At 58.0% G+C, this 22,830-nt stretch carries 16 protein-coding genes and 3 pseudogenes; 5 read left to right on the top strand and 14 right to left on the bottom strand.

What is annotated here, in order from left to right:
- Positions 1 to 333: 333 nt before the first annotated feature.
- Together OHD62_RS32915 and OHD62_RS32910 are read right to left on the bottom strand one after the other, a co-directional pair.
- Entirely contained in the window at positions 334 to 1,254 is a 921-nt protein-coding gene (locus OHD62_RS32915; protein ID WP_263791605.1) for an omptin family outer membrane protease, read from the bottom strand.
- Positions 1,255 to 1,366: 112 nt separating this feature from the next.
- A pseudogene (locus OHD62_RS32910) lies at positions 1,367 to 1,846 on the bottom strand (IS6 family transposase); the annotation flags it as partial.
- Between the two features lie 890 nt (positions 1,847 to 2,736).
- On the opposite strand from OHD62_RS32910, the pseudogene OHD62_RS32905 reads away from it, so the two are divergent.
- A pseudogene (locus tag OHD62_RS32905) lies at positions 2,737 to 2,892 on the top strand (IS256 family transposase); the annotation flags it as partial.
- A 629-nt stretch (positions 2,893 to 3,521) separates the two neighbouring features.
- On the opposite strand, the gene OHD62_RS32900 reads toward OHD62_RS32905, so the two are convergent.
- Positions 3,522 to 4,304, bottom strand: a complete 783-nt coding sequence (locus tag OHD62_RS32900) for a YkgJ family cysteine cluster protein (protein WP_263791603.1) — start codon at positions 4,302 to 4,304, stop codon at positions 3,522 to 3,524.
- A gap of 251 nt (positions 4,305 to 4,555) precedes the next feature.
- Positions 4,556 to 4,708, bottom strand: coding sequence for a hypothetical protein (locus OHD62_RS32895; protein WP_263791601.1), 153 nt, complete (start codon positions 4,706 to 4,708; stop codon positions 4,556 to 4,558).
- Positions 4,709 to 4,937: 229 nt separating this feature from the next.
- On the opposite strand from OHD62_RS32895, the gene OHD62_RS32890 reads away from it, so the two are divergent.
- The 3 genes from OHD62_RS32890 to OHD62_RS32880 all read left to right on the top strand — a co-directional run bounded on the left by OHD62_RS32890 (position 4,938) and on the right by OHD62_RS32880 (position 8,203).
- Entirely contained in the window at positions 4,938 to 5,447 is a 510-nt protein-coding gene (locus OHD62_RS32890) for a helix-turn-helix domain-containing protein (protein WP_263791600.1), read from the top strand.
- 46 nt (positions 5,448 to 5,493) lie between these two features.
- The gene (locus OHD62_RS32885) at positions 5,494 to 6,357 is read left to right on the top strand and encodes a DUF3800 domain-containing protein (protein ID WP_263791598.1); all 864 of its coding nucleotides are present in this window, start codon (positions 5,494 to 5,496) and stop codon (positions 6,355 to 6,357) included.
- Between the two features lie 193 nt (positions 6,358 to 6,550).
- Entirely contained in the window at positions 6,551 to 8,203 is a 1,653-nt protein-coding gene (locus OHD62_RS32880; protein ID WP_263791597.1) for a hypothetical protein, read from the top strand.
- Positions 8,204 to 8,265: 62 nt separating this feature from the next.
- Here OHD62_RS32880 and OHD62_RS32875 read toward each other — a convergent pair whose 3' ends face one another.
- From OHD62_RS32875 to OHD62_RS32870, 3 genes and pseudogenes are all read right to left on the bottom strand, one after another.
- On the bottom strand, positions 8,266 to 8,910 hold the full coding sequence (locus OHD62_RS32875) for an ATP-binding domain-containing protein (protein ID WP_263791595.1): 645 nt from the start codon (positions 8,908 to 8,910) through the stop codon (positions 8,266 to 8,268).
- A 353-nt stretch (positions 8,911 to 9,263) separates the two neighbouring features.
- A pseudogene (locus OHD62_RS35830) lies at positions 9,264 to 9,686 on the bottom strand (UvrD-helicase domain-containing protein); the annotation flags it as partial.
- Between the two features lie 101 nt (positions 9,687 to 9,787).
- Positions 9,788 to 10,213 (bottom strand): hypothetical protein, encoded by a 426-nt coding sequence (locus OHD62_RS32870; protein WP_263791593.1) that lies wholly within the window; start codon positions 10,211 to 10,213, stop codon positions 9,788 to 9,790.
- A gap of 530 nt (positions 10,214 to 10,743) precedes the next feature.
- Here OHD62_RS32870 and OHD62_RS32865 point away from each other — a divergent pair.
- Entirely contained in the window at positions 10,744 to 13,719 is a 2,976-nt protein-coding gene (locus OHD62_RS32865; RefSeq protein ID WP_263791591.1) for a Tn3 family transposase, read from the top strand.
- 436 nt (positions 13,720 to 14,155) lie between these two features.
- On the opposite strand, the gene OHD62_RS32860 is transcribed toward OHD62_RS32865, so the two are convergent.
- The 7 genes from OHD62_RS32860 to OHD62_RS32830 all read right to left on the bottom strand — a co-directional run bounded on the left by OHD62_RS32860 (position 14,156) and on the right by OHD62_RS32830 (position 22,822).
- Complete coding sequence (locus tag OHD62_RS32860; RefSeq protein ID WP_263791589.1) at positions 14,156 to 15,562, bottom strand: aminotransferase; 1,407 nt, start codon at positions 15,560 to 15,562, stop codon at positions 14,156 to 14,158.
- Positions 15,563 to 15,728: 166 nt separating this feature from the next.
- Complete coding sequence (locus tag OHD62_RS32855; RefSeq protein ID WP_318528673.1) at positions 15,729 to 16,226, bottom strand: Lrp/AsnC family transcriptional regulator; 498 nt, start codon at positions 16,224 to 16,226, stop codon at positions 15,729 to 15,731.
- 207 nt (positions 16,227 to 16,433) lie between these two features.
- Complete coding sequence (locus OHD62_RS32850; RefSeq protein WP_263791586.1) at positions 16,434 to 17,978, bottom strand: fumarate hydratase; 1,545 nt, start codon at positions 17,976 to 17,978, stop codon at positions 16,434 to 16,436.
- Between the two features lie 6 nt (positions 17,979 to 17,984).
- Entirely contained in the window at positions 17,985 to 19,412 is a 1,428-nt protein-coding gene (locus tag OHD62_RS32845) for an NAD-dependent succinate-semialdehyde dehydrogenase (protein WP_263791585.1), read from the bottom strand.
- A gap of 201 nt (positions 19,413 to 19,613) precedes the next feature.
- Positions 19,614 to 20,540: a LysR family transcriptional regulator gene (locus OHD62_RS32840; protein WP_263791671.1), complete on the bottom strand. Its 927-nt coding sequence runs from the start codon at positions 20,538 to 20,540 to the stop codon at positions 19,614 to 19,616.
- 130 nt (positions 20,541 to 20,670) lie between these two features.
- Positions 20,671 to 21,567, bottom strand: a complete 897-nt coding sequence (locus OHD62_RS32835; protein WP_263791583.1) for an HpcH/HpaI aldolase/citrate lyase family protein — start codon at positions 21,565 to 21,567, stop codon at positions 20,671 to 20,673.
- 121 nt (positions 21,568 to 21,688) lie between these two features.
- Positions 21,689 to 22,822: a CaiB/BaiF CoA transferase family protein gene (locus OHD62_RS32830; protein WP_263791581.1), complete on the bottom strand. Its 1,134-nt coding sequence runs from the start codon at positions 22,820 to 22,822 to the stop codon at positions 21,689 to 21,691.
- Between the last annotated feature and the right edge of the window lie 8 nt (positions 22,823 to 22,830).

The raw sequence follows: 22,830 nt of genomic DNA, 5'->3' as shown, positions 1-22,830 counted from the left end.
CACATAGAGGTCTGCAACGCTGAAATGACCGAAGTGGAGAAACACCTGAGGAGCTTTTTGCCCCACAACACATGGTGCCCATGGAACGCCACCCTGACTGAAGAGATCACCGACAAAAGTTGGAACCCTGATGTCGCCTTGATGCACTCACTTGACCTAATCCTCCCCATGTGAGGTTCTGGCAGGCTCGTTACCTCGCCTCGATACGCCGCTCTCCTCAAACCGTCATCACCCAGTTTCCGCCATAGCTCTTCATGCCATCGGTCTATGCCGCAAATCCCTGAACCCGAGTTAAGTTGATAACGCCCTTCCGGGTCGTGGCCAATTGCTTTCTCAGTTGAACTTGATGTTCGCCTGCACGAACATGCCGTAGCGCTCTGCCTGCCAGTCCTCGACCTGCGGGATACCTCCGCCCGGTGTCTCGTCGAAATGCGCGGTGCCGTCAGCTGCCACCCTCCAGTAGCGGGCGCCGACGCCGATGTTGAACAAATCCGTGACCTTATAGTTCAACACTGCCTCAAGTTGAACCCCATGCCCGTCGCCGTTTTCAGGCATAGGGTTGATCTTTGGGCGCAGAAGGTGCCGATCTTTGCCATCGAGCCGCGTGAACAGGAACGCCACGTCGCCAGAAAGGCTGAGTCGTTCGGTGAGTTGCGTCTGCCCGGCCAGGCCGAGCCGCAGCGAATGCCAATCGTTGTCCTGGCTGATGATGCCGACATTGGTCGGGATGGCTGGCGCACAAATCCACGGGTTGGTCGCCTGCTGCGCGCAACCGGCAGCGTTGTAGCGCTCGTTCCAGAAATTATAGCCGACAAAGGCACCGATGCGGCGGCGAGGCGTGTTCCAGAAATAGTATCCTAGATCGGTGATGAAATAGGTGATGTCGCCGCGGTGATCGCTCGACGTGTTCGAATAAGGGTTGGTATACGGGAGGAAATCCTCGTCGACGAGAGAGCCCTCGGCGATCCCGCCCGCACCAAGGAGGCCCTTTACGAAAATGCCAGTCGGATTGTGGGTCGCGTTGAAGAAGACTTCGCCCGAATGCGCATCGAGGCGGTCATAGGTGAGCCGCGAGACCCGTAGCGTGCCGCTGGAATCGTAGAGGTCCTTCGATGCTTCGCCGGTACTGTACCAGTAGCGTAGCCCGCCCTCGAAAGATACCAATGCCGGATCGGCGATTGCCAGAACGTCGGCAGCGGTAGCGGTCGCTGTCAGCCCACAAAGCGCCACATATGTCAAAAACAGTTGCCGCATGGATATCTCTACTCCTTTGTGTCGTGGCGATTTTGGGGGTTCTGTCGCTAAACTCATAAACAGACTTGCGTGGATGACGCGGGTTGGTTCAAGGGCGTTGTCACCTCTGCGATGGGACGAAGAGGTTTCGGACGGCGGAGAACATCGACACGAAATGTTGCAATGAGCCGCAGGTGAGAATTCTCCGCCCGGTTGTTCATGCCTTTATGCGAACGGTGTTCCACGTTCGGCATGAGCTGGCGTTTGGCCCCCGTAGGACGCATTCTGTCGATGATTTTACGCTTGGCGGCAGCCCTTGCCTCTTCAGAAGTCGCGTCAGCAGGCGCCTGGCGGCCTTGGTGTTGCGACGCGTCTGGACAATCTGGTCGAGCACATATCCGTCCTGATCAACCGCTCTCCACAACCAGCATTTCTGATCGTTGATGCGCACCACGACTTCACCCAGCAGCCCGCCGCAAGGCACCAACGAAAGACGATGACGTATGCGGCGAGCATAATCAGGGCCGTGCTTTCGGCACCATCGGCGGATGGTCTCGTAGGAAACGACGATCCCGCGATCGAGCTGCATTTCCTCGACATCGCGCAAGCTGAGATTGATCGGCATAGAGACGTCGACCACCCCCTTGGTACCGAGTGCCTGGAATTCCTTGGCCTGCTCCACACACATTTCGACCCGCTTGCGCCAGTCTTGGCCATTTCGTTATCCTTCTGGTCGACGATCTCTCTTGCGTACGCATGTTTTTTGCAACACGGCGCCTTTGGCGCTGAGTAAGCCAAGCGTCGAGCTTTCGTTCGCCGGGCCTCTGTCATCTCTCGACCGTTGCTCACCAAGACGGCGATCTACCCTGCGGCTTGCCGAGCGCAAAAGACCGTTGAACGGTGGCCAGAGTATATATGATACAGACAACTTGGTTTGTTAAGATTATGATATACTTTGGCTAACCCGTCTTATGCACGACGGAACGTCTGAGAGGCTTGCGGATGTAGCCTGAGCGGTTGATTTGGCGTAGGATTCGGTTGTCTAAGCGGCGCCGGGTCAGTGGCGCTAGCGGCCCGCCATGGCGCGGACAATGATGCTGCGTCGCAGCATTGTTTACGAGGGCTTCACCCAACATCGAATGCCCGTTCAGGATAGGAGATCGATATGATCCGCCTTCGGACGTTCCAGCTCCTGAAGTTCAGACACTGTCAAGTGAGCGTCTCTTAGGATCCTGCGCTGTGTAGAATAAAATTCAGACCTTGAACCCCAGCATCCGGTGACGGCCTTAGCCTGCCGCATTGGATCGTTCTTCTCGAACCAACGCGTATTGGCGTGGCATTCGTTCGATGGCATGCGCATATATTGTAACTCTTGATCAGAAAGGCGTTCGACGTGACGGAGGTGACGTCCCGGGACGTGGTGTAGCTGGTAGCGCGGTGGTCATCGGCGCTTTCCGGTAGGGTCTGGTTGTCGACACCAACCCGTTCCTGGAAGGACCACCGATGACCGACGACATGATGAACCTGCGCACGCTCGTGGAGAAGAGCGCGGATGCCGATCTTTTGCGTGAGATGATCGGCTTCGCGGCCGAGCGGCTGATGGAGATGGAGGTGGGTGCCGCGACCGGCGCTGCCTATGGCGAGAAGAACCCGCTCCGTGGCCGTGTTGTGATCCTGCGAGAGCTTCATGATCGGCTGGACGCCGCCGTCTTGAAATCCTACGGGTGGCACGGGGACATTGACGTCGAGCAAATCCTTTACGGCCTTGTCCGGTTGAACGAAGTCCGGGCCGCCGACGAGCGCCGGGGCTTCATCAAATGGCTGCGCCCCGAGTATCAGATCGACAAAATCGGTCCGCTGGCGCATCGCGGCGACCGGGTCCAAGCGATCTTGGCGACCAAGGTCAGGGCGAAGAAGACCCCGTTCCCGGTCGCACGACTGGACCAGGCGCGGGTTGTCCTCGACCTCATGACACGTGCGACAGTGCCCCTGTCGGCAGAAGAAATCGCCGTCGCGTTCACGTCACCGGACGAGACCGTCGCCGAGGTACGCGACGTGCTTCAATCCTTGGTCCGGCTTGGCCAAGCGGAAAGTTACGATGAAGGAAGAAGCTTTTTCCGAGCCGCATAGGACTAGCACCTTGCAAACACTTGCCTCCGGCCAAATTGCATTGCCTGATCCTCGAGAAGCGGTTCCGACATGTTGAAGCTGACGTTCAGGTCATCATAGCCATAGTCATCGCCATAGACCCCATCCGGAGGTCACCTATTGGTGGTTTCAGCTCCCACTTAAAGTCCCAGCCGAGCCGCGACGTGTTCAACTTGTTGAGCGTTTGTGGGTGAGCCGGTCCGACGCACTTGAAAATCCGCAAATGGATCGCCTCCGTTCAACCAGTCGGTGAGGGAGCTGTTAAAATCCTGCAATGCGATAAGCAACGAGCCACACATCTCCACCGGCTCGACATTCAGGCCTCGTTTTTGGCGCAACGCACTATCAATTCCGACTTGCATCGCGGACGAAAGCATCTGGGGGTGAACGAGAAACCCGACGTCGCCGCCGCCGCTGGCCAGTGCCTGCTCACAGCTTGCCTTGGAATTCGAGTACAGTGCACGGCAGACAGCCGGGCGCCTATCATAGACCGAACACCGATCGTTCACGAGAAGGGGGCAGGTAGCGTGCCTCCCATATCTGGCATGCGGATTGAGGGGCAGTCGTGATATCTCGGACAATCGATGCTCGATGCCTTCCAAATCAACATTCGAGCGCGTCGAAAGGAGCAACTGGGCAAGGATAAATATCTCAAATGGGCTACATAGCACCATCTGATGGCAGCATGCGGAGCAACCTGCTCGACACGCAACAGAATCCTCGGGATTGTTTTTGGCGACCAAATCAAGAGATGCGTTCCGCCCACGGTACGACGCAATTAGTGCATCGACCATATCATTCGGATAGAGGTCGAACGCTTGGCATGTGTTTTGATACGCTTGCCTCAGAACCTTTTCGCCAAGTTCTAGATCCATTGCCGAGGCAAGACCGGCCATTTGCCGTCGTCTTTTCGCTTCGCCCACCGGACCGGCCTCCCCGCTGATTCAGCGACTCAGATTACTCTTCTCCACCTTACTGCTTGCGCGCGGCTTCATCCAATTGGCGGAGCAATTTGCGATAGGCATAAGACGGTCTTCTAGGATGAAATGCGAGCGCGCTCGTGACATCGAGGGTGGGGAGCCGCGAACTTCTGCCCCGGGCGCCGCTACCCATCACTGAAGCAACAACGGCTTGTCACACGGATCGGCACCAAGACCCAGCTTCGCTTCGCACCTCAAGCCACCTTGTTCGCCGTCAGGCGGTCGATGAACGCCAGTTGTGGATCGAAATGCAGGTTGCGGCGCTCATCATAGTCAACAAAGGCATCCGAGCCCTTACCTACAGACACCAAGGGGACTGAACATGGCCTGATATTTCGGGAAATCATGCCTCTCCCACTGGTCATGGGCGTCTGGTGTCGAACTACTACTCGTTTATGTGCAATCCGCTTTCATCTGCGATTAGACGATGCGTCTTTATTTACCAGCCATCCTTGACCGGTAGCCTAGCGACATTTATGTCTTGTCCCTAGAGACAGATACGTCCAGTCGTGCTCCCTTGCGGACCGCGCCAACACTGCGCATTTGTGTCCCAGAAGCGAGCAAAAGGACACTACCATGACCGCGATTCCTCAGCAAGTAGACGACGCGACGCCGGCACCGACGATAAAGACCAACAAAGCCTCTGCCGATAAATGGGGGCAGCAGGTGATCGAGTTGGGCTTCTGCCTCGTTCCATCTCTTTTGCTGCGCGCGCAGCAGCGCATTGGGCTTAACCCCACCCAGCTCGCTGTTCTCCTGCAACTATGCGATTTCTGGTGGGACAAGGAGCGGAAGCCCTTCCCAAGCAAGGAAACCCTCGCACAGCGGTTGAGCCTGAGTGAACGCCAGGTTCAACGCTACATTGCAGAACTCGAGCTGGCTGGATTGGTCCAACGGATCGAACGTCGTAGCAGCAACGGCGGCAAGCTCAGCAATACCTACGACCTGAGCGGTCTTGTGAAGCGCCTTCAGGAACTCGAACCTGAATTCCGCGAAATCGAAGAGTCGGCGAAGGCAGCCCGCAAGGCTGTGACAAAGCGTGGCTACAAGGCGACGGCCAAACCGAGCGGCGGGGCCACACGGTGATCACCTGGAGCCCGCCGTTTAGAAAGAACGAGAGCGAGGGGTTGGCATGAGCTGGGCGCTATTTATTGACGAGTCAGGCCAAGATCGCAGGAATTCGCCGTATGAAGTGCTGGCAGGCGTTGCGATCGAGGACCGCAAGATATGGCCATTGATCCGGCAATTGTCCGATGCCCAGCATCATATCTTCGGGATGCGTCTCTATCAGGCCTACGGCCAGGAGGCGAAGGCCAAGGAGCTGCTCAAGCCAAAGACTTTCAGACACGCTGCACAATTGCCAGCCTTCGAGCAGAACGCCCGCGGCCGCCTTGCTCGGGAAATCCTTCTTGATGGGACAGCAGTGACGCGCGATCGGTTGACTGCGCTCGCGCAGGCGAAGATCGCCTACTGCGAGTTCGCCCTCAACCTTGCTCGTAGCCACGGAGCGCAGGTCTTCGCAACTATGGTCCCGCAGTCAGCACCCCGACCACCAAGCGATGATGCTATGCGGAAGGACTACGCCTTCCTGTTCGAGCGCTTCTATTATTTTTTGAATGGAATGCCTGATGATCCGATGGGATATCTTGTGTTTGACGAGCTTGATAAAGCGCAGAGCCATGTCCTGCTTGGGCAGGTGTCGAATTATTTCATAAGGACCCGGAATGGAAGGGTGCGCTCCCGCCTCATTATTCCGGAACCGTTCTTCGTACACAGCGATCTAACGACGCTAATTCAACTGACCGACATCGTTGCATATGTCATCAGTTGGGGCTTGCGATTGAATGGGATGACGCTGCCGGCCAGGCCCGAGCTCACGGGACTAGCTGATCGCGTGAAACGAATCCGGTTCAGTCGAGAGACCGAAGGAGGTGAAAAAATCTGGGGGATCAAGCACATTCGGGACTTGAGGCCAGTTCCCCTCAATCCGGCATAAAAAAAGGCAATGCCCACGTTTCCGCGTACAAAGCCTCCGAGAGGACATCTATGTCACGGGGGGGCTAATGTCAACCTTGCCTCAGTAGCGCAGGGTGCCAGCGGCGAAGCGACCTAACGTCGATGAGGATGCCGCAGGTCAAATCACGCCTCAACTATATGTGCAACCGCACCACCACCGCAAAGGCCGCGATATGATCGTTTTCAACGATCTCAAACACGATCTGCTCGAACCGAGCAGAGGCGTTCTGATGGCGCCTACGACGTTCGCGGCGACGCTGGAAGCACATGGTCTCTACAGCACCAAACAGTTCGTGCTGCGCTTGAGCCCACGTGTTCATGAGTTGGTCGACGCCCTCGCCTCTGGCGACTTTGGGAGTCATGAGCCTGCAGACCTCATCCAAGCGTATTCGACCTACATCCATGAGACCGTCCACTGGTGGCAGCATGTAGGCTCGACCGCTGGCCTTATTTTCAGTCTCTGCTACCCGGCGCAATTCTCGAGCAGCCTCGAGCACCTTCAAAAGGCGATCGCGGAGATTGGGCCAAAGAAATCGCTAAAACGGTGGGCTGATGATGCGCTTCGCCATGGCACGGCGCCCTCACCCAAGGCGCTCGCCGAGGCGAACATCGCCGTCAACAATGCGCTGGACGTCGAGTTCTACAAATTCTTCGCGCATAGCCCAAACCGGTCAACCGAGCTCAGGCAGAACCAGCATTTTGAAAGCGTGGGTCATTCTTATCGCATTGCCTACAGCAACACGTTGATGGCGCTCGTCCAGTCGTGCGATCTTGCGCCCGACAGCCTGCCTGATGCGGAACGATGGCAAGCAGAGTTCGATCGCCTCATGCTCGCGCGCCACGAGGGCTTCTACCATGGATCGCCAATCACCCGCGGTAACGTGGGTCTCCACGCTATCTTCGAGGGCCAGGCGCGCTTCATCCAACTTCAGTTTCTCGCTGCGTCAGGCGGCCCCTCGACCTGCGCGGCCTATGCTGCCGACGGTTATCTGAGCGGTATTTACGTCGATGCGTTTACAGAATTCCTGCGCCTCAGTGAATCCGAATGGCCCGAGACAATCGACAATCCCATCGTCGGGCTGTTTCTGCTGATCTGCGACCTCTCCATCAACCCGACCCGCGGCTTTCCCCTCGACATCGAACGTTTCGAGGATTTCATTTCTGATGTCGATGCCGGCGCACGCTTCGCCCTGCTTTGTCAGGCCGCGCGAGAGCATCCTGAAGTGAAGCAAGCGATCCAGGCCTATAGCTTTGAAGAGTATGCATTCGTTTCGCGGGTCCTCGCAGACCGCTGCGGCTACGACCATCCGCTTGTTGCCCTACAAGCTGTTATAGCCTTGTCTGAGACGGCGGCGGGCCAAGCCCTCATGGCCCAATGGGCGAGTTTCGAGTACGCCACTGGTAACCTACCTATCCGGGTTATGACCTCACATTTTATGGATTTCTGCAGGAGTAAGATCGCCCATCCCCACTTCTTCTGTTGGGCCGGCAGAGCGTTGGCCCTGGGCGGCACGACTGAGGTATCGCAGGGGCTCTTCCTGCGCCACGTGTCGCTCTTCACCGACCGCGCCGACACGGAGCAAATCTTTACGCGCGCGTTCGCGGGTCGCGAGGGGACGGCGATCAAGCGTATGCTCGATACCTTTATGGCATCGACGGTTCTTTACGATCTGACATGGCAATGGATTCTTCGGGACGGACCCTTTCACTACGATTTTCGATCGCTGACCGGCGATAGTCTAAACGGGGCCACGGAAATCTGGGCCAAGAATGCCTTCAAGGAGGCGTTTGGCCACCACCCGGACGATTTCAAGCAACTAAAGTAGGGCAACGGCTCGAAGCCCTCACGATATCGACCAAATGGGCGGCCGGAGAAATTTTACGCTGCTCAGCCTGGCGCGTTGAACAGCGGAGTTGCATTGTTTTGCGAAACAACAAGAGTCAACGTTTCTTTGGCCCGGCTCAAGCCGACATACAGAAGTCTGCGCTTGTATTCCGTCCCTGAGAACGCCGATCGGTCACACATCATGATTAAGGTGTTCGCGCACTCAAGGCCCTTGGACTTGTGAATTGTGCTCAAGCATTTGCGTAGAGGATGCGAATGCGAGAATGTTCTGCGTCGAGTGATTTCAGCAAATCCGTCATCGGCTGTATCGAAACTGCCCATTCGGATAGCGTCGCGGACTTCGCTCTTCAGATCGAATTCGATTTCGCTGAAGCCGTTTTCCTTGCGTTCTATCAGGTAGATGAGGTGCTCAAGCGCCTGGGCTACGCCACGATGAGACGGTTCCGCGATGAGGTGGTTCGCGATTGCTTGCAACTGACCAGGCATCCCGCGCGCGGGTCTCGCACATCTCTGCTCCACCTCGGCTTTGAGGCGATTGCCGTGGCTCGAAGCCGAAAATCTGACGCTGGGTGCAGAGACGAACGACAGAAAGCCGTCGGCAACCGCATCGATGTCTCCGGTGTGATTCCGGATGCAAGCAACCAGGGCCGAGAGGTGGTTGCGGGTGTGGCCTTCCCAAATGCGCACGGACCGACCAAAAACGCGTTCAGATGCGCAACGCGTTCACTACCGACAGTCATCACCAGTAGTTGCTCACTTTGCCGCAACAGAGAGCTGATCGGTGCTCTGTGCTCTCGTGACATGCCGATCGCCTTATGAGGAACCTTTGCTGAGTTCTCAGCGAATAGGACCCTGAGCCCCCGAGGGAGGTTCCCGGTCAGGTCAATCGAGCCTCCATTTGAAAGGACTCGACGAGCGTCCAAGATCCACTCTCCCAGTTCGGGCGTGCCAGAACTCCAACGATGGGGTGTCGACAGCTCTCCCCAACCGCCGGCGTCTTTCAGGGCGGCCCAGCGACCGAGTGTTGAGCGAATTTCTGCCTCGCTGTCGGCAAATATTATCTGCATCGGGTCGCCGAACAAACGAAGGTTTGATCCCGCTGAATGTACCGCGACGACCGCATGGTGCTGGTCGGCACTCGCGTCCTGATGCTCGTCGCAGATGATAATTGGATAACGCTGTGAAGCAGCGCCGGCCACGCTTGCGGAGCTCTCAAGGAGCTGACGGCATCGCGCGGCGACCACATCATAACGATCATTTTCGCAAGCCCACCCCGCAACGTCGGGAGGAAGGTCCAGCGTGCGGTGATAGATACTCGCTATTTCGGTAAGAAAGCTATCGATAGTTCGGATTTCGACGCGACTTGCGACGGCGCGCGTGCGAGCAGCGAAGACTGAGCGCGCGGCATGTGTATGCGTCAGGATCAGGACACGGCCCTTAGACAGCGCTGACGCCGCGTCCATCGCAAACGACGAACCCTGATGCGTCATCCCGCATCCTGCCGGTGCCTCGATCGTCACCAAAGGCAGGTCAGACCGCAGCAGCGACGCGACTTCGTCATCCGTCACGGCCTCAGCTCTCCTACGGCGAGAGGGTGATCGCCAATTGTCGCGCGTAGTGCGTTGATGAAGGGCAGAATCTCCGGCTCGACGCAGGGCCAGACAGACAACGAGATCATCTTGGCACCGAGTTCGAAGCCACCGGCGAGCGATTTGAACCAGACCTGGCTGTGCTTCGACCACTCCTTGCCTGTGTGTTCGTCAGGAGCACCATCTTTGTTGCCAGTGGCAGCTGCAGCGATGACAGAGCGTAGTTTCGTGAAGCAGCGTTCGGGATTGCCACATGCCGCCAGGATGCTCGCTTCGTCCTTGTCTTTGATCGCCAGCCGATCCGCGAGAGTTCGCATTCGGCGACCGGATGTACCGTCGGGCTCTTGCGCGAGAGCCAGCAGCTGATCATCGCGTACATGGGCGATGATGTTTTCTTCCAAACAGCCAGACCGCCATTGAAACAGTCTCGCTCCGAACCTTTCGCTTATTCGCCGCCAGCGTTCGGGAGATTTTCCTTCGTTGTCACAAAAAGCCCCAGTACGAGACCGCCTTCGCTGAGCCCTTGCAACAAGCCCATCATGGTTTCGTTTCCGCCACCGTCGCAAACTCGGACACCATGATCTTCGGGGCGTGCGGTGAAGGCATTCCTGAGAAGAAACCGAAGAAATCCCACCTCGGTTATCCCTTCGGCGATGACAGGTATCTTTGCCAGAAATGTCTCAGGGTCGCGGCGCTGTTGGTTTGCGATCTTGTCGTGAGGAAGTGACCCAATCTTGGCCTTAGAATCGGGGTCGGAACAAGAGCAGTGCGAAATCGTACGCTAAGGGCGAACGGATCGTGAACTCTGCTGTAGTCCGGCTGTGCAGCATGCGATCCCTGTGGATTGCCATCGCAGGGCACCAATTTTGATTTCTTCGCCCCTCCGACTCGACAACGCTCCCGGTAGATTAGTCGTGGATGGAGTTGGGCGATGGGTAAACGGAAGCTTCTCAAGGTTCAGGATCGACAGAGACTTTTCGATATACCAACCGATGAGGACGGCCTCATCCGACACTATTCGTTGTCGTCGGCTGACAGGCTTGAAATTGGACTTCGCAGACGAGAACACAATCAGCTCGGATTTGCCGTTCAGCTCTGCTTGATGCGATATCCAGGCAGGGTGTTGGCGACCGATGAAACGCCGCCTCGCGCAATGCTAAAGTACGTTGCTGAGCAGATTGGCGCCGACGCTGGAAAGTTTGCGCTCTATGCACGCCGTGAAGAAACGCGTCGCGATCATATTGCTCGCTTGATGGTTTATCTGGCCGCGCGGAGCGCGACGGGGCAAGACCGTAGAGCTGCGCTGTTGGCTGCAATTCAGGCGGCCGCGATCTCCGACGACGGTGGCGCGATAGCGAGTGCTACTGTCTCCATGTTTCGTGAACGCGGATCTCTTCTGCCGTCAATCGACACGATCGAACGGATCGGTCTTGCCGCCCGCGCCATTGCCCGTCGGCGGGCGGAGAGAGCGCTGATCGAAGAAATTTCGGTCGATACGCTTCAATCATTGGATAAGCTGTTGGAGGTTGACCCGGCCATTGGCCAAACGCGCTTTCATTGGCTGCGATCAGCGCCGGATGCGCCAGGTGCGTCAAACCTGGTCGGGCTGACCGAACGGATCGCCTTCCTGCGCAAGCTAGAAATTGATCCGAAATTGCAGATGCGCATATCGTCTGGACGGTGGGATCAGATGATCCGTGAGGGCAACGCCACACCGGCATGGCTGGCCAACGACTTCAATGCCAGCCGTCGACACGCGCTGATCGTGGCGCAGATTATCAAGCTCGGCCAGAAGCTCACTGACGATGCAGTGTCGATGTTCATCAAGATGATAGGCCGGCTGTTCTCGCAAGCCAATAACCGCAAGAAGCAGCGGCACATGGACTGCAGGCCGGATACGGCCAAAGCGCTACGCATGTTCCTGGACACGATCACAGCCCTGCAGTCCGCGAACGATTATGGCCGCAACGCATTGGAGGTTCTCGATCAGGAAGTTGGATGGCACCGGTTGCTTCGGATGAAGCCTGAGCTTGAGTCGATGGTCGAGGACAACGAGGCGTCGCCTTTGACCTTGGCGGCCGAGCAATATGCGACCGTCAACAAGTACGCCGGTGCGTTCCTGCAGGCGTTCACATTCCGCTCAGCGCGCCGCCACGATCCCCTTCTTGCGGCGATTTCGCTGCTGAAACGGCTCTATGCTGAGAAGCGGCGGAGCCTTCCGGATCGCGTCCCGGTCACCCACCTCGGCCAAGCTGATCGACGGCTAATCCTCGGGCAGGAGAAGCCCGATCGCCGTTTCTATGAGATTGCTACGCTCGCGGCTTTGCGAGACCGGCTTAGATCTGCGGACATTTGGGTCGATGGCAGCCGATCTTTCCGACCGATCGACGAGCACCTGATGCCGCGGTCAACGTTCACCATCCTGAAAGATGAAGATCGCCTCGGACTTGGTGTCCAACAAGACGGCGCGGCGTGGCTTGCCGAAGCGCGGCAGATGCTCGACTTCAACCTGAAGCGCCTGGCGCACAGGGCACGAGCCGGGAAGCTCGACGGTGTTCGTCTCGAAGGTGGAACGCTTATTGTCACGCCGGCAGCTGGCGAAGTTCCCGCAGAAGCCGAGGACCTGAATGCCGAGATCAGCGAGTTCTATCCGTTGGTCGAGGTGCCAGATCTCTTGAGGGAGGTGCATGAATGGACCGGCTTTGCGGATTGCTTCACCCATGTTCGCACGGGGGACACCCCGAGGAATGTCTCGGCCATGCTGGCTGGAGTACTGGCCGATGCAACCAACCTTGGTCCGAAACGGATGGCCAGCGCGTCCAAAGGCATCAGCGCTCACCAGATCAGTTGGATGCGCACCTTCCATGCCCGGTCAGAAACCTACCGTGGGGCCCAGGCCTGCGTGACGGACGCACACACCCGCCATCCGCATTCCCGCCTTTGGGGCAATGGCACGACGTCGTCATCTGATGGTCAATTCTTCCGAGCAAGCGACCGCGCCGCAAAGCGCGGAGATATCAATCTACATTACGGCAGTGAGCCCGGATCGAAGTTCTACAGCCATCTGTCAGATCAGTACGGCTACTTTAGCATCTTGCCCATCAGCCCGACCGAAAGCGAGGCCGCCTTTGTGCTCGACGGATTATTCGACCAGGACACAATCCTCGAGATACAGGAGCACTTCACCGACACCGGCGGCGCGAGCGATCACGTCTTTGGGCTATTCGCTCTGATCGGCAAGCGGTTCGCACCGCGACTGCGCAATCTCAAAGATCGGAAGTTCCACACCTTCGAGAAAGGCGATGCATACCCGGCGCTGTCGAACCACATCGGGGCGCCGATCAACACCACACTGATCCTCGATCACTGGGATGATCTGCTTCATCTGGCGGCATCGATCACCACCCGTGCTGTTGTGCCCTCGACGATCCTGAAGAAGCTCTCGGCATCACCGAAGGAAAGCCAACTGGCCAAGGCTCTTCGGGAACTCGGCCGCATCGAGCGGTCGCTTTTCATGATCGAATGGTACTCGAGCTCGACACTGCGCCGGCGCTGCCAAGCCGGCCTCAACAAGGGCGAGGCAGCGCACAAACTCAAACGCGCAGTCTTCTTTCATGAGCGTGGCGAACTCCGCGACCGGTCGTTCGAAAGTCAGGCATTCCGCGCATCGGGCCTCAATCTTGTCGTCAGCGCGATCGTCCACTGGAACACTGTCTATCTCGACCGCGCGGTCACAGAGCTCAAACGGGCGGGAAGGAACATCCCAGATACGCTGTTGAAGCATATCTCGCCGCTGAGTTGGGAGCACATCAACCTGACGGGCATCTACACCTGGGACAGCGAGCAACATCTCCCGGAAGGCTTCAGGTCGCTTCGCCTCCCGGCTGGGCTACGGCGTGCCGCATAACGTTCCTGCTCCGTTCGACCTTAGCGTACGATTTCGCACTGCTCTTGTTCCGACCCCTTTCGGGAGCACGCAAACCTGCCCCTCCCCAGCCGGAAGATCTAAGACGATAGATGCTGAGACGTCTGGGGCCAGCGACCCAATGCCCAAGCGGCTCATCACTGTGCGTCGCGGACCCCGCCCGGTCTAGCATTTAGCAGGGACGCCACTACACGGCGAGAATTCATGATGCCAGGTCCCAGCATTCCAGAAAAGGGTGCCCTGCCGATCGGGAGGTGAACCGGCAGGGCGAGCCGCGCAGAGCTTGGTCAATGGGACGACCGGACGCAGCGGCAATTGTTGTAGAGCAAGGCATTCAAAGGTTTATCGGCAATCACTTGACCCAGCGGTGTGCATCAAGAGTTGCCTCGTACCCCTCCTCATCATTGCGCGGAGAGGGTCATATCGCGCCCTCGGCCTTCAGCGCACGGTAAGTCGTATCGACCGATTTCGCGGTCGCGTCGACGATGATGTCGATTTCGTCCCGGGTGATGATCAATGGCGGGGCAAAGCCGAGGATATCGCCATGCGGCATGGCACGGCCGATGACACCATTCTCAAGCAGAGCAGCGGCGGCACGTACGCCAACTTGCAGCTCAGGCTCAAAAGGTATGCGCGCTTTGGGATCGCGCATCATCTCGACGCCAGACAGGATTCCAACGCCACGAACTTCGCCGACAATAGGATGTCCCTCCAGTTCGGCTTTCATACGGGCAAGCCAATAGGGCCCGACATCCTGGACATGTTCCAGGATGTTTCTTTCCTTAAGGACCTTAATGTTGGCGAGTGCGGCCGCCGCGCAGAGCGTATGACCGGAATATGTCCAGCCATGGCCCAGAGCTCCGTGCTTCTCCGTTCCTTCTTCCAGAACCTTCCAGACGCGGTCGCCGATAATTGACCCGGAGATGGGGAGGTAGGCGGAACTGACGCCCTTGGCGATGGTGACGAAATCCGGGCGCATGCCATAAAGGTGAGAGCCGAATTTCTCCCCGGTTCGTGCGAAGCCGCAAACCACTTCATCCGCGATCAGCAGGATCTCATACTTGTCCAGCACCTCTTGAATGGCCGTCCAGTATCCCTTTGGGGGCGGAACGATGCCGCCGGTCCCAAGTGCCGGTTCTCCGATAAAGGCTGCAACCGTATCTGGGCCCTCGGCAAGAATAAGGGCTTCAAGTTCATCGGCGCAGCGTTTGGAGAAGGCTTCCTCGGTTTCGCCCTCATGTGCCTGGCGATAGTAATGTGGCGTCGTTGTATGGCGCACCAGGTTCAAAGGCAGGTCGAAAAACTTGTGGAAGAACGGAAGGCCTGTCAGGCTACCGGTGACCAGCCCCGAACCGTGATAACCGCGATGTCGCGAGATGATCTTCTTCTTTTCAGGGCGCCCAAGGATGTTGTTGTAGTACCAGACAAGCTTGATGTTGGTTTCGTTGGCGTCGGAACCGGACAGGCCGAAATAGACCCTTTGCATGTTCTGTCCGAAATATTCAACAATAGCCTCCGCCAAACGGGCGACAGGCTCCGTGCCCTGGCTGGCATAGATATGAGCGAACGGCAAGTCGTGCGCTTGCTTGGCAATGGCGTCGGCGATCTCCGTGCATCCATATCCCATATTGACGCAGTAGAGGCCGCCGAAACCGTCGAGGCTCTTTCGGCCTTCAGTATCCCAGATGTAAACGCCTTCAGCTCCGGCCATGATCCGGTTTGGCGTCTCGCCGCGGCTGTGTTTTGCCAGGTGCGTGGAGGGATGGAAAACGAAGCTTCGATCCGTCTCCTGGATTTGTTTGGTTCCCAGATTAGTCAGGCTCATTGCCGCTCTCCCGTTGATGGCCCGGCGGAGGACATTTGGGTCAGCCGCGCGTCAAGGGATGATTATACCTAGGGACACGCCTCACGTTCCACGGCAATACGCGTCCGCGGCCGACGAATGCACGGTACTTGCGCCAATCTCCGTGGAAAACACGGCCTCTGAAAACTCACCGCTCTTTTGGCAGGGACAAGGGTATCGGCGAATTGGATTTGACGGATTTCGTCACGACAAGGCTATAATATTGGTCAATCCCGAGGCCTAGCTGCAGCAATCCTTCCATGAATTCCTGATAGGTCGCCATGGAAGGTGCCGCTACGCGCAGGAGGTAATCGACCCGGCCCCCGATGGCCCAGCAATCCAAAATCTCAGGGATGCCCTGAATTGCCGTCTCAAAGTGTCGTTGGTCTTCAAGGCGGTGGCGAACGAGCACCACCTCGACCATCACGAAAATCACGCCCCCAGTGAGGGACGGACTGAGCCGCGCGTAATAGCCTTCAATGGCTCCTGCTGCTTCGAGTATACGGAGCCGCTCCGAGCAAGCCGACGCCGACAGATGAACGCGCTTGGCAAGCTCGCTTTTCGATATCCGACCGTCTGCTTGCAGTTCGGACAGAATCCGAAGGTCCCAAGCGTCCAGGCGTATGGTGTTGAGGTTTGACTTCATGGCCTGCCGGAGCTGAATCATCGCCTTACGTTTAGGCCGCTTTTGGGTCCGCGCCAATTGCATCCATGGTGCCTAGCGCCAACTAAACGTTGCGTTCACCGCCGGTGTCGGGCGTCGCCTCATTCGCAGCCCTGCCAAACCAAGCGCATGGCTTTTCGCTTCTGGAGCCTATCACAAGCCTGGCAGGGCAATTGTTTGACGGGAATATCAAACGCCAATGTTGCGCGCGATGCTGTCGGCAGCCATGCGCTTGCGCCATTCAATCGGCCCGGAATTGTGAATCGAGTTTCCCTCGACGTCGACAGCCATGATCACCGGCATGTCCTGAACCTCGAATTCATAGATGCCTTCCATGCCCAAGTCTTCAAAGGCAACGAGCCGCGCGGACTTGATCGATTTTGATATCAGATAGGCAGCGCCACCCACTGCGGCCAGATAGGGTGTCTTGTGCCTGGCAATCGATGCTACAGCCGCTGGCCCCCTCTCGGCCTTGCCGATCATCGCCAAAAGCCCGGTTTGGGCGAGCAATGCCTCGGTAAAATCGTCCATGCGGCTTGAGGTTGTCGGGCCGGCCGGCCCGACAACCTCATCCCTCACCGCGCGGACAGGTCCGACATAGTAGATCACGCGTCCCCGCAGATCGACCGGGAGCGGCTTGCCGGCATCGATAAGGTCGACCATTCGCTTGTGGGCAGCGTCACGACCGGTCAGCATCTTTCCCGACAGAAGAAGAGTTTCCCCGCAGCGCCACGATTGTGTCTCTTCTCTCGTCAGCGCATCCAGGTTGACCCGGCGCACTCCGCTTGTCTGCAAGTCTTCGGGACCGATCTGCGGCCATTCGGAAAGGTCGGGTGGTTGGAGTCGCGCTGGTCCTCTACCGTCCAATGTGAACGTCAGGTGGCGGTTGGCGGCGCATTGCGGGATCAATGCCACAGGCTTGGACGCCACGTGGGTTGGATAGGTCGCAACCTTGACGTCAACGACTGTCGTCAGACCACCCAGGCCCTGGGCACCGATCCCGAGAGCGTTAATGCGTTCATAAAGCTCAATGCGGAGCGCCTCTTCAGCGTTTGATGCCCCCTTCGCGATGAGATCCGTCATGTCTATAGGCTCGTTCATCGCCTCCTTAGCGAGCAGCATCGCCTTTTCGGCGCTCCCACCGATACCGACCGAGATCAGTCCGGGCGGGCACCACCCGCTGCCAAGGGTCGAAACGGTGTCGACCACCCAGTCGGCAACGGACGCGCTGGGGTTAAGGGTGGTGAAACGGGCCTTGTTTTCCGACCCGCCGCCTTTCGCGGCGATGGTGATCTCGATCTGGTTGCCTCGCACAAGGTCGACGTGGACGACCGCCGGCGTGTTGTCGCGCGTGTTCACTCGTCGGCCAAGCGGATCCGAGACGATCGATGGTCGAAGGGGATTGTCTGGGTCGAGATATGCCCGACGGACGCCTTCATTCACCAGGTCCGCGAAACTGGCCGCGGAATTGATGCGAACGCCCATCCCGACCTTGGCGAACACCACCACGAGACCAGTGTCCTGACAGATCGGCCGCCGCCCAAATGCCGCCATGCGAGAATTCAGCAGGATCTGCCCGATGGCGTTTTTTGCCGTCGGGCTCTGCTCGCGCGCGTATGCCTGCGTGAGGTACCGTATATAGTCTGGAGGATGGTAATAGGAGATGTACTGAAGCGCATCGGCGACGCTCGCTGCTATGTCTTCACCGGCAATGGTGCGTGTCCTTTTGTTCACCAGCTCTTACCCAAATGACCCGAGCCCGTTGACCAGTTTCAGGCTTTGGAAGCTCCGCAAGCCCTGCTCGCCACCTTCATAGCCATAGCCGCTCTGCTTTACCCCTCCATACGGCGCATCCGCGGACACACCTTTCAGGTAATTTACACTGACAGCGCCAGCCGAAACACCGTCGATCAGCGCTCGTTTCGCATCGGTGGCGCCAGTGAAGAAGTAAGCGGCCAAGCCATATTCGGTGGCATTGGCCTCCTCGATAGCCTCCTCGATCGTGTCAAAGGGCGCCACGGTTAGGATTGGCCCGAACGGCTCGTCATGAAGCACTTTGGCATCCTTTGGCACCCCTGTCAGGATGGTTGGCGGCCAGTAATAGCCCGGCCGGTCGAGGCGGGAGCCGCCGGTCTCTACCCGCGCGCCACGATCGACCGCATCCTCGACCAGACGCTGCATGGCCTCTATTCGCCGCGCGTTTGCCATCGGTCCCATCTCCGTCTTAGGGTCGTCGGGCGGGCCGATCTTTATATTGCGCGCGGCGTCGTTCATCTGGGAAAGGAACTCCTCATAGAGTGGCCGCGCAACGAGGATTCTACTGGGCGCGTTGCAGCTCTGGCCGGCGCACTCGAACTTGTATTCCGAAATTGCCGGAACGGCCGTTGCGATATCAGCATCCTCGCAGACAACGACCGGGGAGTGCCCACCGAGTTCAAGGACACACCGCTGCAAGTTATTTGCGGCGAGCCTGGCCAGATGTTTTCCAACAACGGTGGAGCCAGTGAAGGTCAAGACTTTCACAATTGGCGAACTGAGCAGGTGCTCAGAAATCTGCGCCGGCGCGCCGAAGACAAGATTGACCACGCCGTCCGGGATGCCTGCCTGGCGCAACGCTTCGACGATGTGGATGGCGGCACTCGGCGTCTCTTCAGCGCCTTTGAGGATCACAGGACAGCCTGCCGCCAGCGCAGGGGCAAGCTTGCGGGCGATAAGCACTGCGGGATAGTTCCACGGCGTGAAGGCAGCGACCACACCAAGCGGCTCGGGGACAATCATTCGGTTTGGGCCGTGTGGAATTGGGGCCGACAATTCTTCGGCATTTGTGCCGTACCACTCCAGCGTTTCGACTGCACGCGCGTACTCGCCTGTTGCTTCGGCAATTGTCTTGCCCTGTTCTCTCGACAAATCCTTGGCTGCGTTTCCCACCTTCGTGGCCAGGATTCTGGCGGCCGCAACAAGGATCTCGCCGCGATCCTTCGGCGGTCGCGAGGACCAAGCCTGGCGGCTTGCCTCTGCAGAAGCAAGGGCCTCGTCCAGATCCGAAGCCGCCGCCGCGGCCACAGAGCCAAACACCGTTTCTGTCGCCGGATTGGTCACCGTCAGGGTTCCACTACCGTCTCGCCAACGGCCGTTGATGAAAAGCTGATAGGTCGTGGCGTTGGACATCGCATGCTCCGCTTTGCTGTATTTGCAAGGTACGACAACGGCCGATATCCGAACCGTGCCTCGCTCCCCTGCGATTTCATCGCGATAGTGGCATGCGGTCAAATATCGATTGTCGCCCAAAACCATCTCGAAGCCAGATTGCGACCGCTCAAGCAGTCGCGAAGAACGAATAGTACTGGAAAGAACGTAGCTTGGGATTTCCTAGACCCGGTCTGGAACCGTGGCGGACCAGTGCTTGCTCTCTATCAAAGTCCTTACGACTTTGGGAATCAGCTTGCGGACCGCGGAGACCGCCGGAGAGCGCTCGTCTTTAGGGTTTACGGCGAGCACAACGGAACGGGTGATCACTGGATCAATGATTTTAACCGTTCGCACCTGGCCTTGAGAGGCCTCTTTCTGGATGGCCGACGGGGTAAGGATGGAATAGGCCTTTCCCTCCATGACCATATCGATGATCGTAGAAAGGGAGTCGACTTCGAATCTGACGTCCAGAACACAGCCGTGCTGGGCAACGACGTCCGCCACAGAACGCCGGACATTGTTGTTGCGCATGGGAACCGCCAGCGGAAATGCGTGCAGGTCGGCCAGCCGTATCGAATCTTCGAAAGGCGGTTGGCCCGGCGGGACCACCAGGCAAAACTCTTCGCGGGCCAGCACCGTCATTTGCCCCACGCTCTCGGCAGTTCGGTAAAGGACAGCCAGATTGAATCGGCCAGCAGCCATCCACTCCTCGAGCGGTCCGGTCATGCCCTCGATCATTTTAAGCGAGATTCTCGGCAATTCGTTTCTTACCGATTCAATCAGGGGACCACTAAGGACGCGAGCGGCTCCGGAGGGAATGCCGATGGTCACCTCTCCGGAAGGAGCAGCCACTGAGTTGGTCAGTTCGGCCTCGGTGAGCTGAATTTCCTTCAGAATAACCCGCGCGCGCTCGAGCAGCTTGTCTCCCGACGCCGTGACGCTCACACCGGTCCTGTCGCGGACCAGCAACTGGGTGCCGAATCCTTCCTCCAGTTGACGCACATGCAGGCTTAGAGCGCTTTGAGCAACGTTGAGGGTCGCAGCTGCCTTCGTGAAACTGCCGGCTTCGACGACGCCGACAAAGTATCTTAACTGCCTGATGTCCACGATGAAGAAATCCACCCGGGGCGTGTTCCCCGGTACTCTTATATCTATCTCGAAACGAGATGGCAGGCAAGCCACAAAACTGTCGCACAAGTTCCAAAACAGCCTGTCCGGCCGCTGATTATAGGCTCGGCTATTGCTGGAGAGCGAGGATCTCGTGGGCGCGCCGCACCACTGGCGGATCGATCATTTTGCCATTCAACGAGAATGCGGACAGTCCACGCGTGGCGGCATCATTTTCCGCCGCGACGACTTTATGGGCCCACTCGATTTCCTGGGCGCTTGGCGAGAAAGCCTCATTGAATATGGCCACCTGTGTAGGATGGATCGCCAACGCTCCGGCAAAGCCAAGCCGCCGCGCATGTGCCGCGGCTTTACGAAGTTTATGAGTGTCGGAGAACTCGCTGATGCTCCCTACGAAGCCTAGCGGGAGCAACCCGGCCGCACGGGCGGCAAAAAGAACAGAAAGGTTCGGCGTCAAGAGAAGGTCGAATTCCGGGGCGCCGCCAACTGCGGCACTGAAGTCTTCAGGACCAAGGGTCATTGCGACCATCCTTGGATGCGCCGACGCAATGGCCGCGAGCCTTTGCAAGGCGCCCGGGGTCTCGATCTGGGCAAGGAACCGGATGCCTCCCGGTGCAAGATTTCTTTCCCGTTCAAGTTCTGAAACCGCATTCGCGATCTCTAATACCCACTCTGCCGAATCCGTCTTCGGAAGAACAAGCGCGTCAACATCCGCCATCACCGCTGCATCAAGATCAGCCGCCAAAGCGCGCAAACCACGATTCACGCGCACTAAAACAGAGGCGCCCTTGCGGGCCACCTTTGCAACGGACTCAGGAAGCTGCTTGCGTGCCTCACCCTTCTGTTGCTGCGGAACGGAGTCCTCGAGGTCGAGTATGACGCCATCGGCACCCCGCTCATGGGCCGTCTCCACAAAGCGCGGAACGTGAGAAGGAACGAAGAGCAGGGATCTCCAGCGCGGTACAGACATCGTGCTTTCAACTACCGGAACATTGTCCTCGATCATCGAACTGACTCCGAGCTTGCTGAGTCGCCGGTGCGCTGAAATGTTTTGGGGTCTGCCGGCTTTGCGTAAATCGCGAGCGCACTCACGGCAACGAGTAGCGCACTCACGCTGCCGCGGTGACTTAGCGCAAAAGCCCCATAACCTCCTCGCGGATAGCCTCGGTATGAGCACCAAGAGCCGGAACTGGCCGTAGCGAGGGGCCCTCCGAGTTGAAGATCGCCGCTGGCGCTATCGTCTCGACAGTTCCCTCAGGTGTGCCAACCGCAACCCTGCGAACGTGCGGATGCCTTGAAACATCCACCACTTCGTTCAGTCGCCCATATGCCAGGCCGGCCGCCTCAAGCTCACGCATTGCTTCGTGGCAGGAAAGTTCAGAAAACCGCCGTTCAATGATCTCATCAAGTTGCGCACGGTGACCGAGGCGTTCCATGTTGTCAGCAAAACCAGGTGTGCGTGCAAGCCCAGGTTGCTTCAGGAACTTCTCGCAAAAATTCACCCATTCGCGGTCATTTTGAACCGAAAAGATGACCTCTTTGCCGTCGGCGCACCGATAGGCGCCATATGGCGCCAGCGACGGATGTTTCACGCCGGCGCGGACCGTGCGATAACCGCTGTAGTCGTGTTGCAGAACCGGCACGTTCATCCAGTCGGCGACGGCATCGAACAGTGACACCTGGATGCCTGTCCCTTCTCCGGTGACCTCGCGATGATACAGCGCCTGAAGAATGGCGCTGTGCGCTGTCATGCCCGCCGAGATATCGCAAACCGAAACCCCTACACGCGCGGGCCCCTGTTGGTTGCCGGTGATAGCGCATAGACCTGTTTCGGCCTGCACGATCAGATCGTAGGCCTTCAAATGGGAGTACGGGCCTGTCTCTCCGAAACCAGAAATGTCGCAAGTGATCAGCCGCGGATCTCGTCGACGGAGATCAGCAGACCCAAAACCCAGTTTTTCGATGCTGCCCGGCTTCAGATTCTGGATAAAGACGTCTGCACTGGCAATGATCGTGTTCAGGACGGTGCGATCGGCCTCCAACCTCAGGTCCAGACAGATTGACTCCTTACCCCGGTTGAGCCAGACGAAGTAAGCGCTCTGCCCCCGCACCAACTTGTCGTAGTTTCGCGCAAAATCCCCGTCGGGCCTTTCCACCTTGATCACCCGGGCGCCGGCATCTGCAAGGCGAGACGACGCGTAGGGCGCTGCGACGGCCTGTTCTACCGCCACAACCGTGATGTCCTTGAGACTGTTCTTCATAAGGAGCG

This window comes from Mesorhizobium sp. YC-39 (assembly GCF_025753795.1).
Taxonomy (GTDB): Bacteria; Pseudomonadota; Alphaproteobacteria; order Rhizobiales; family Rhizobiaceae; genus Mesorhizobium.
Note: the sequence above shows the minus strand (reverse complement) of the source record. Positions and strands in the feature narration are given on the sequence as shown.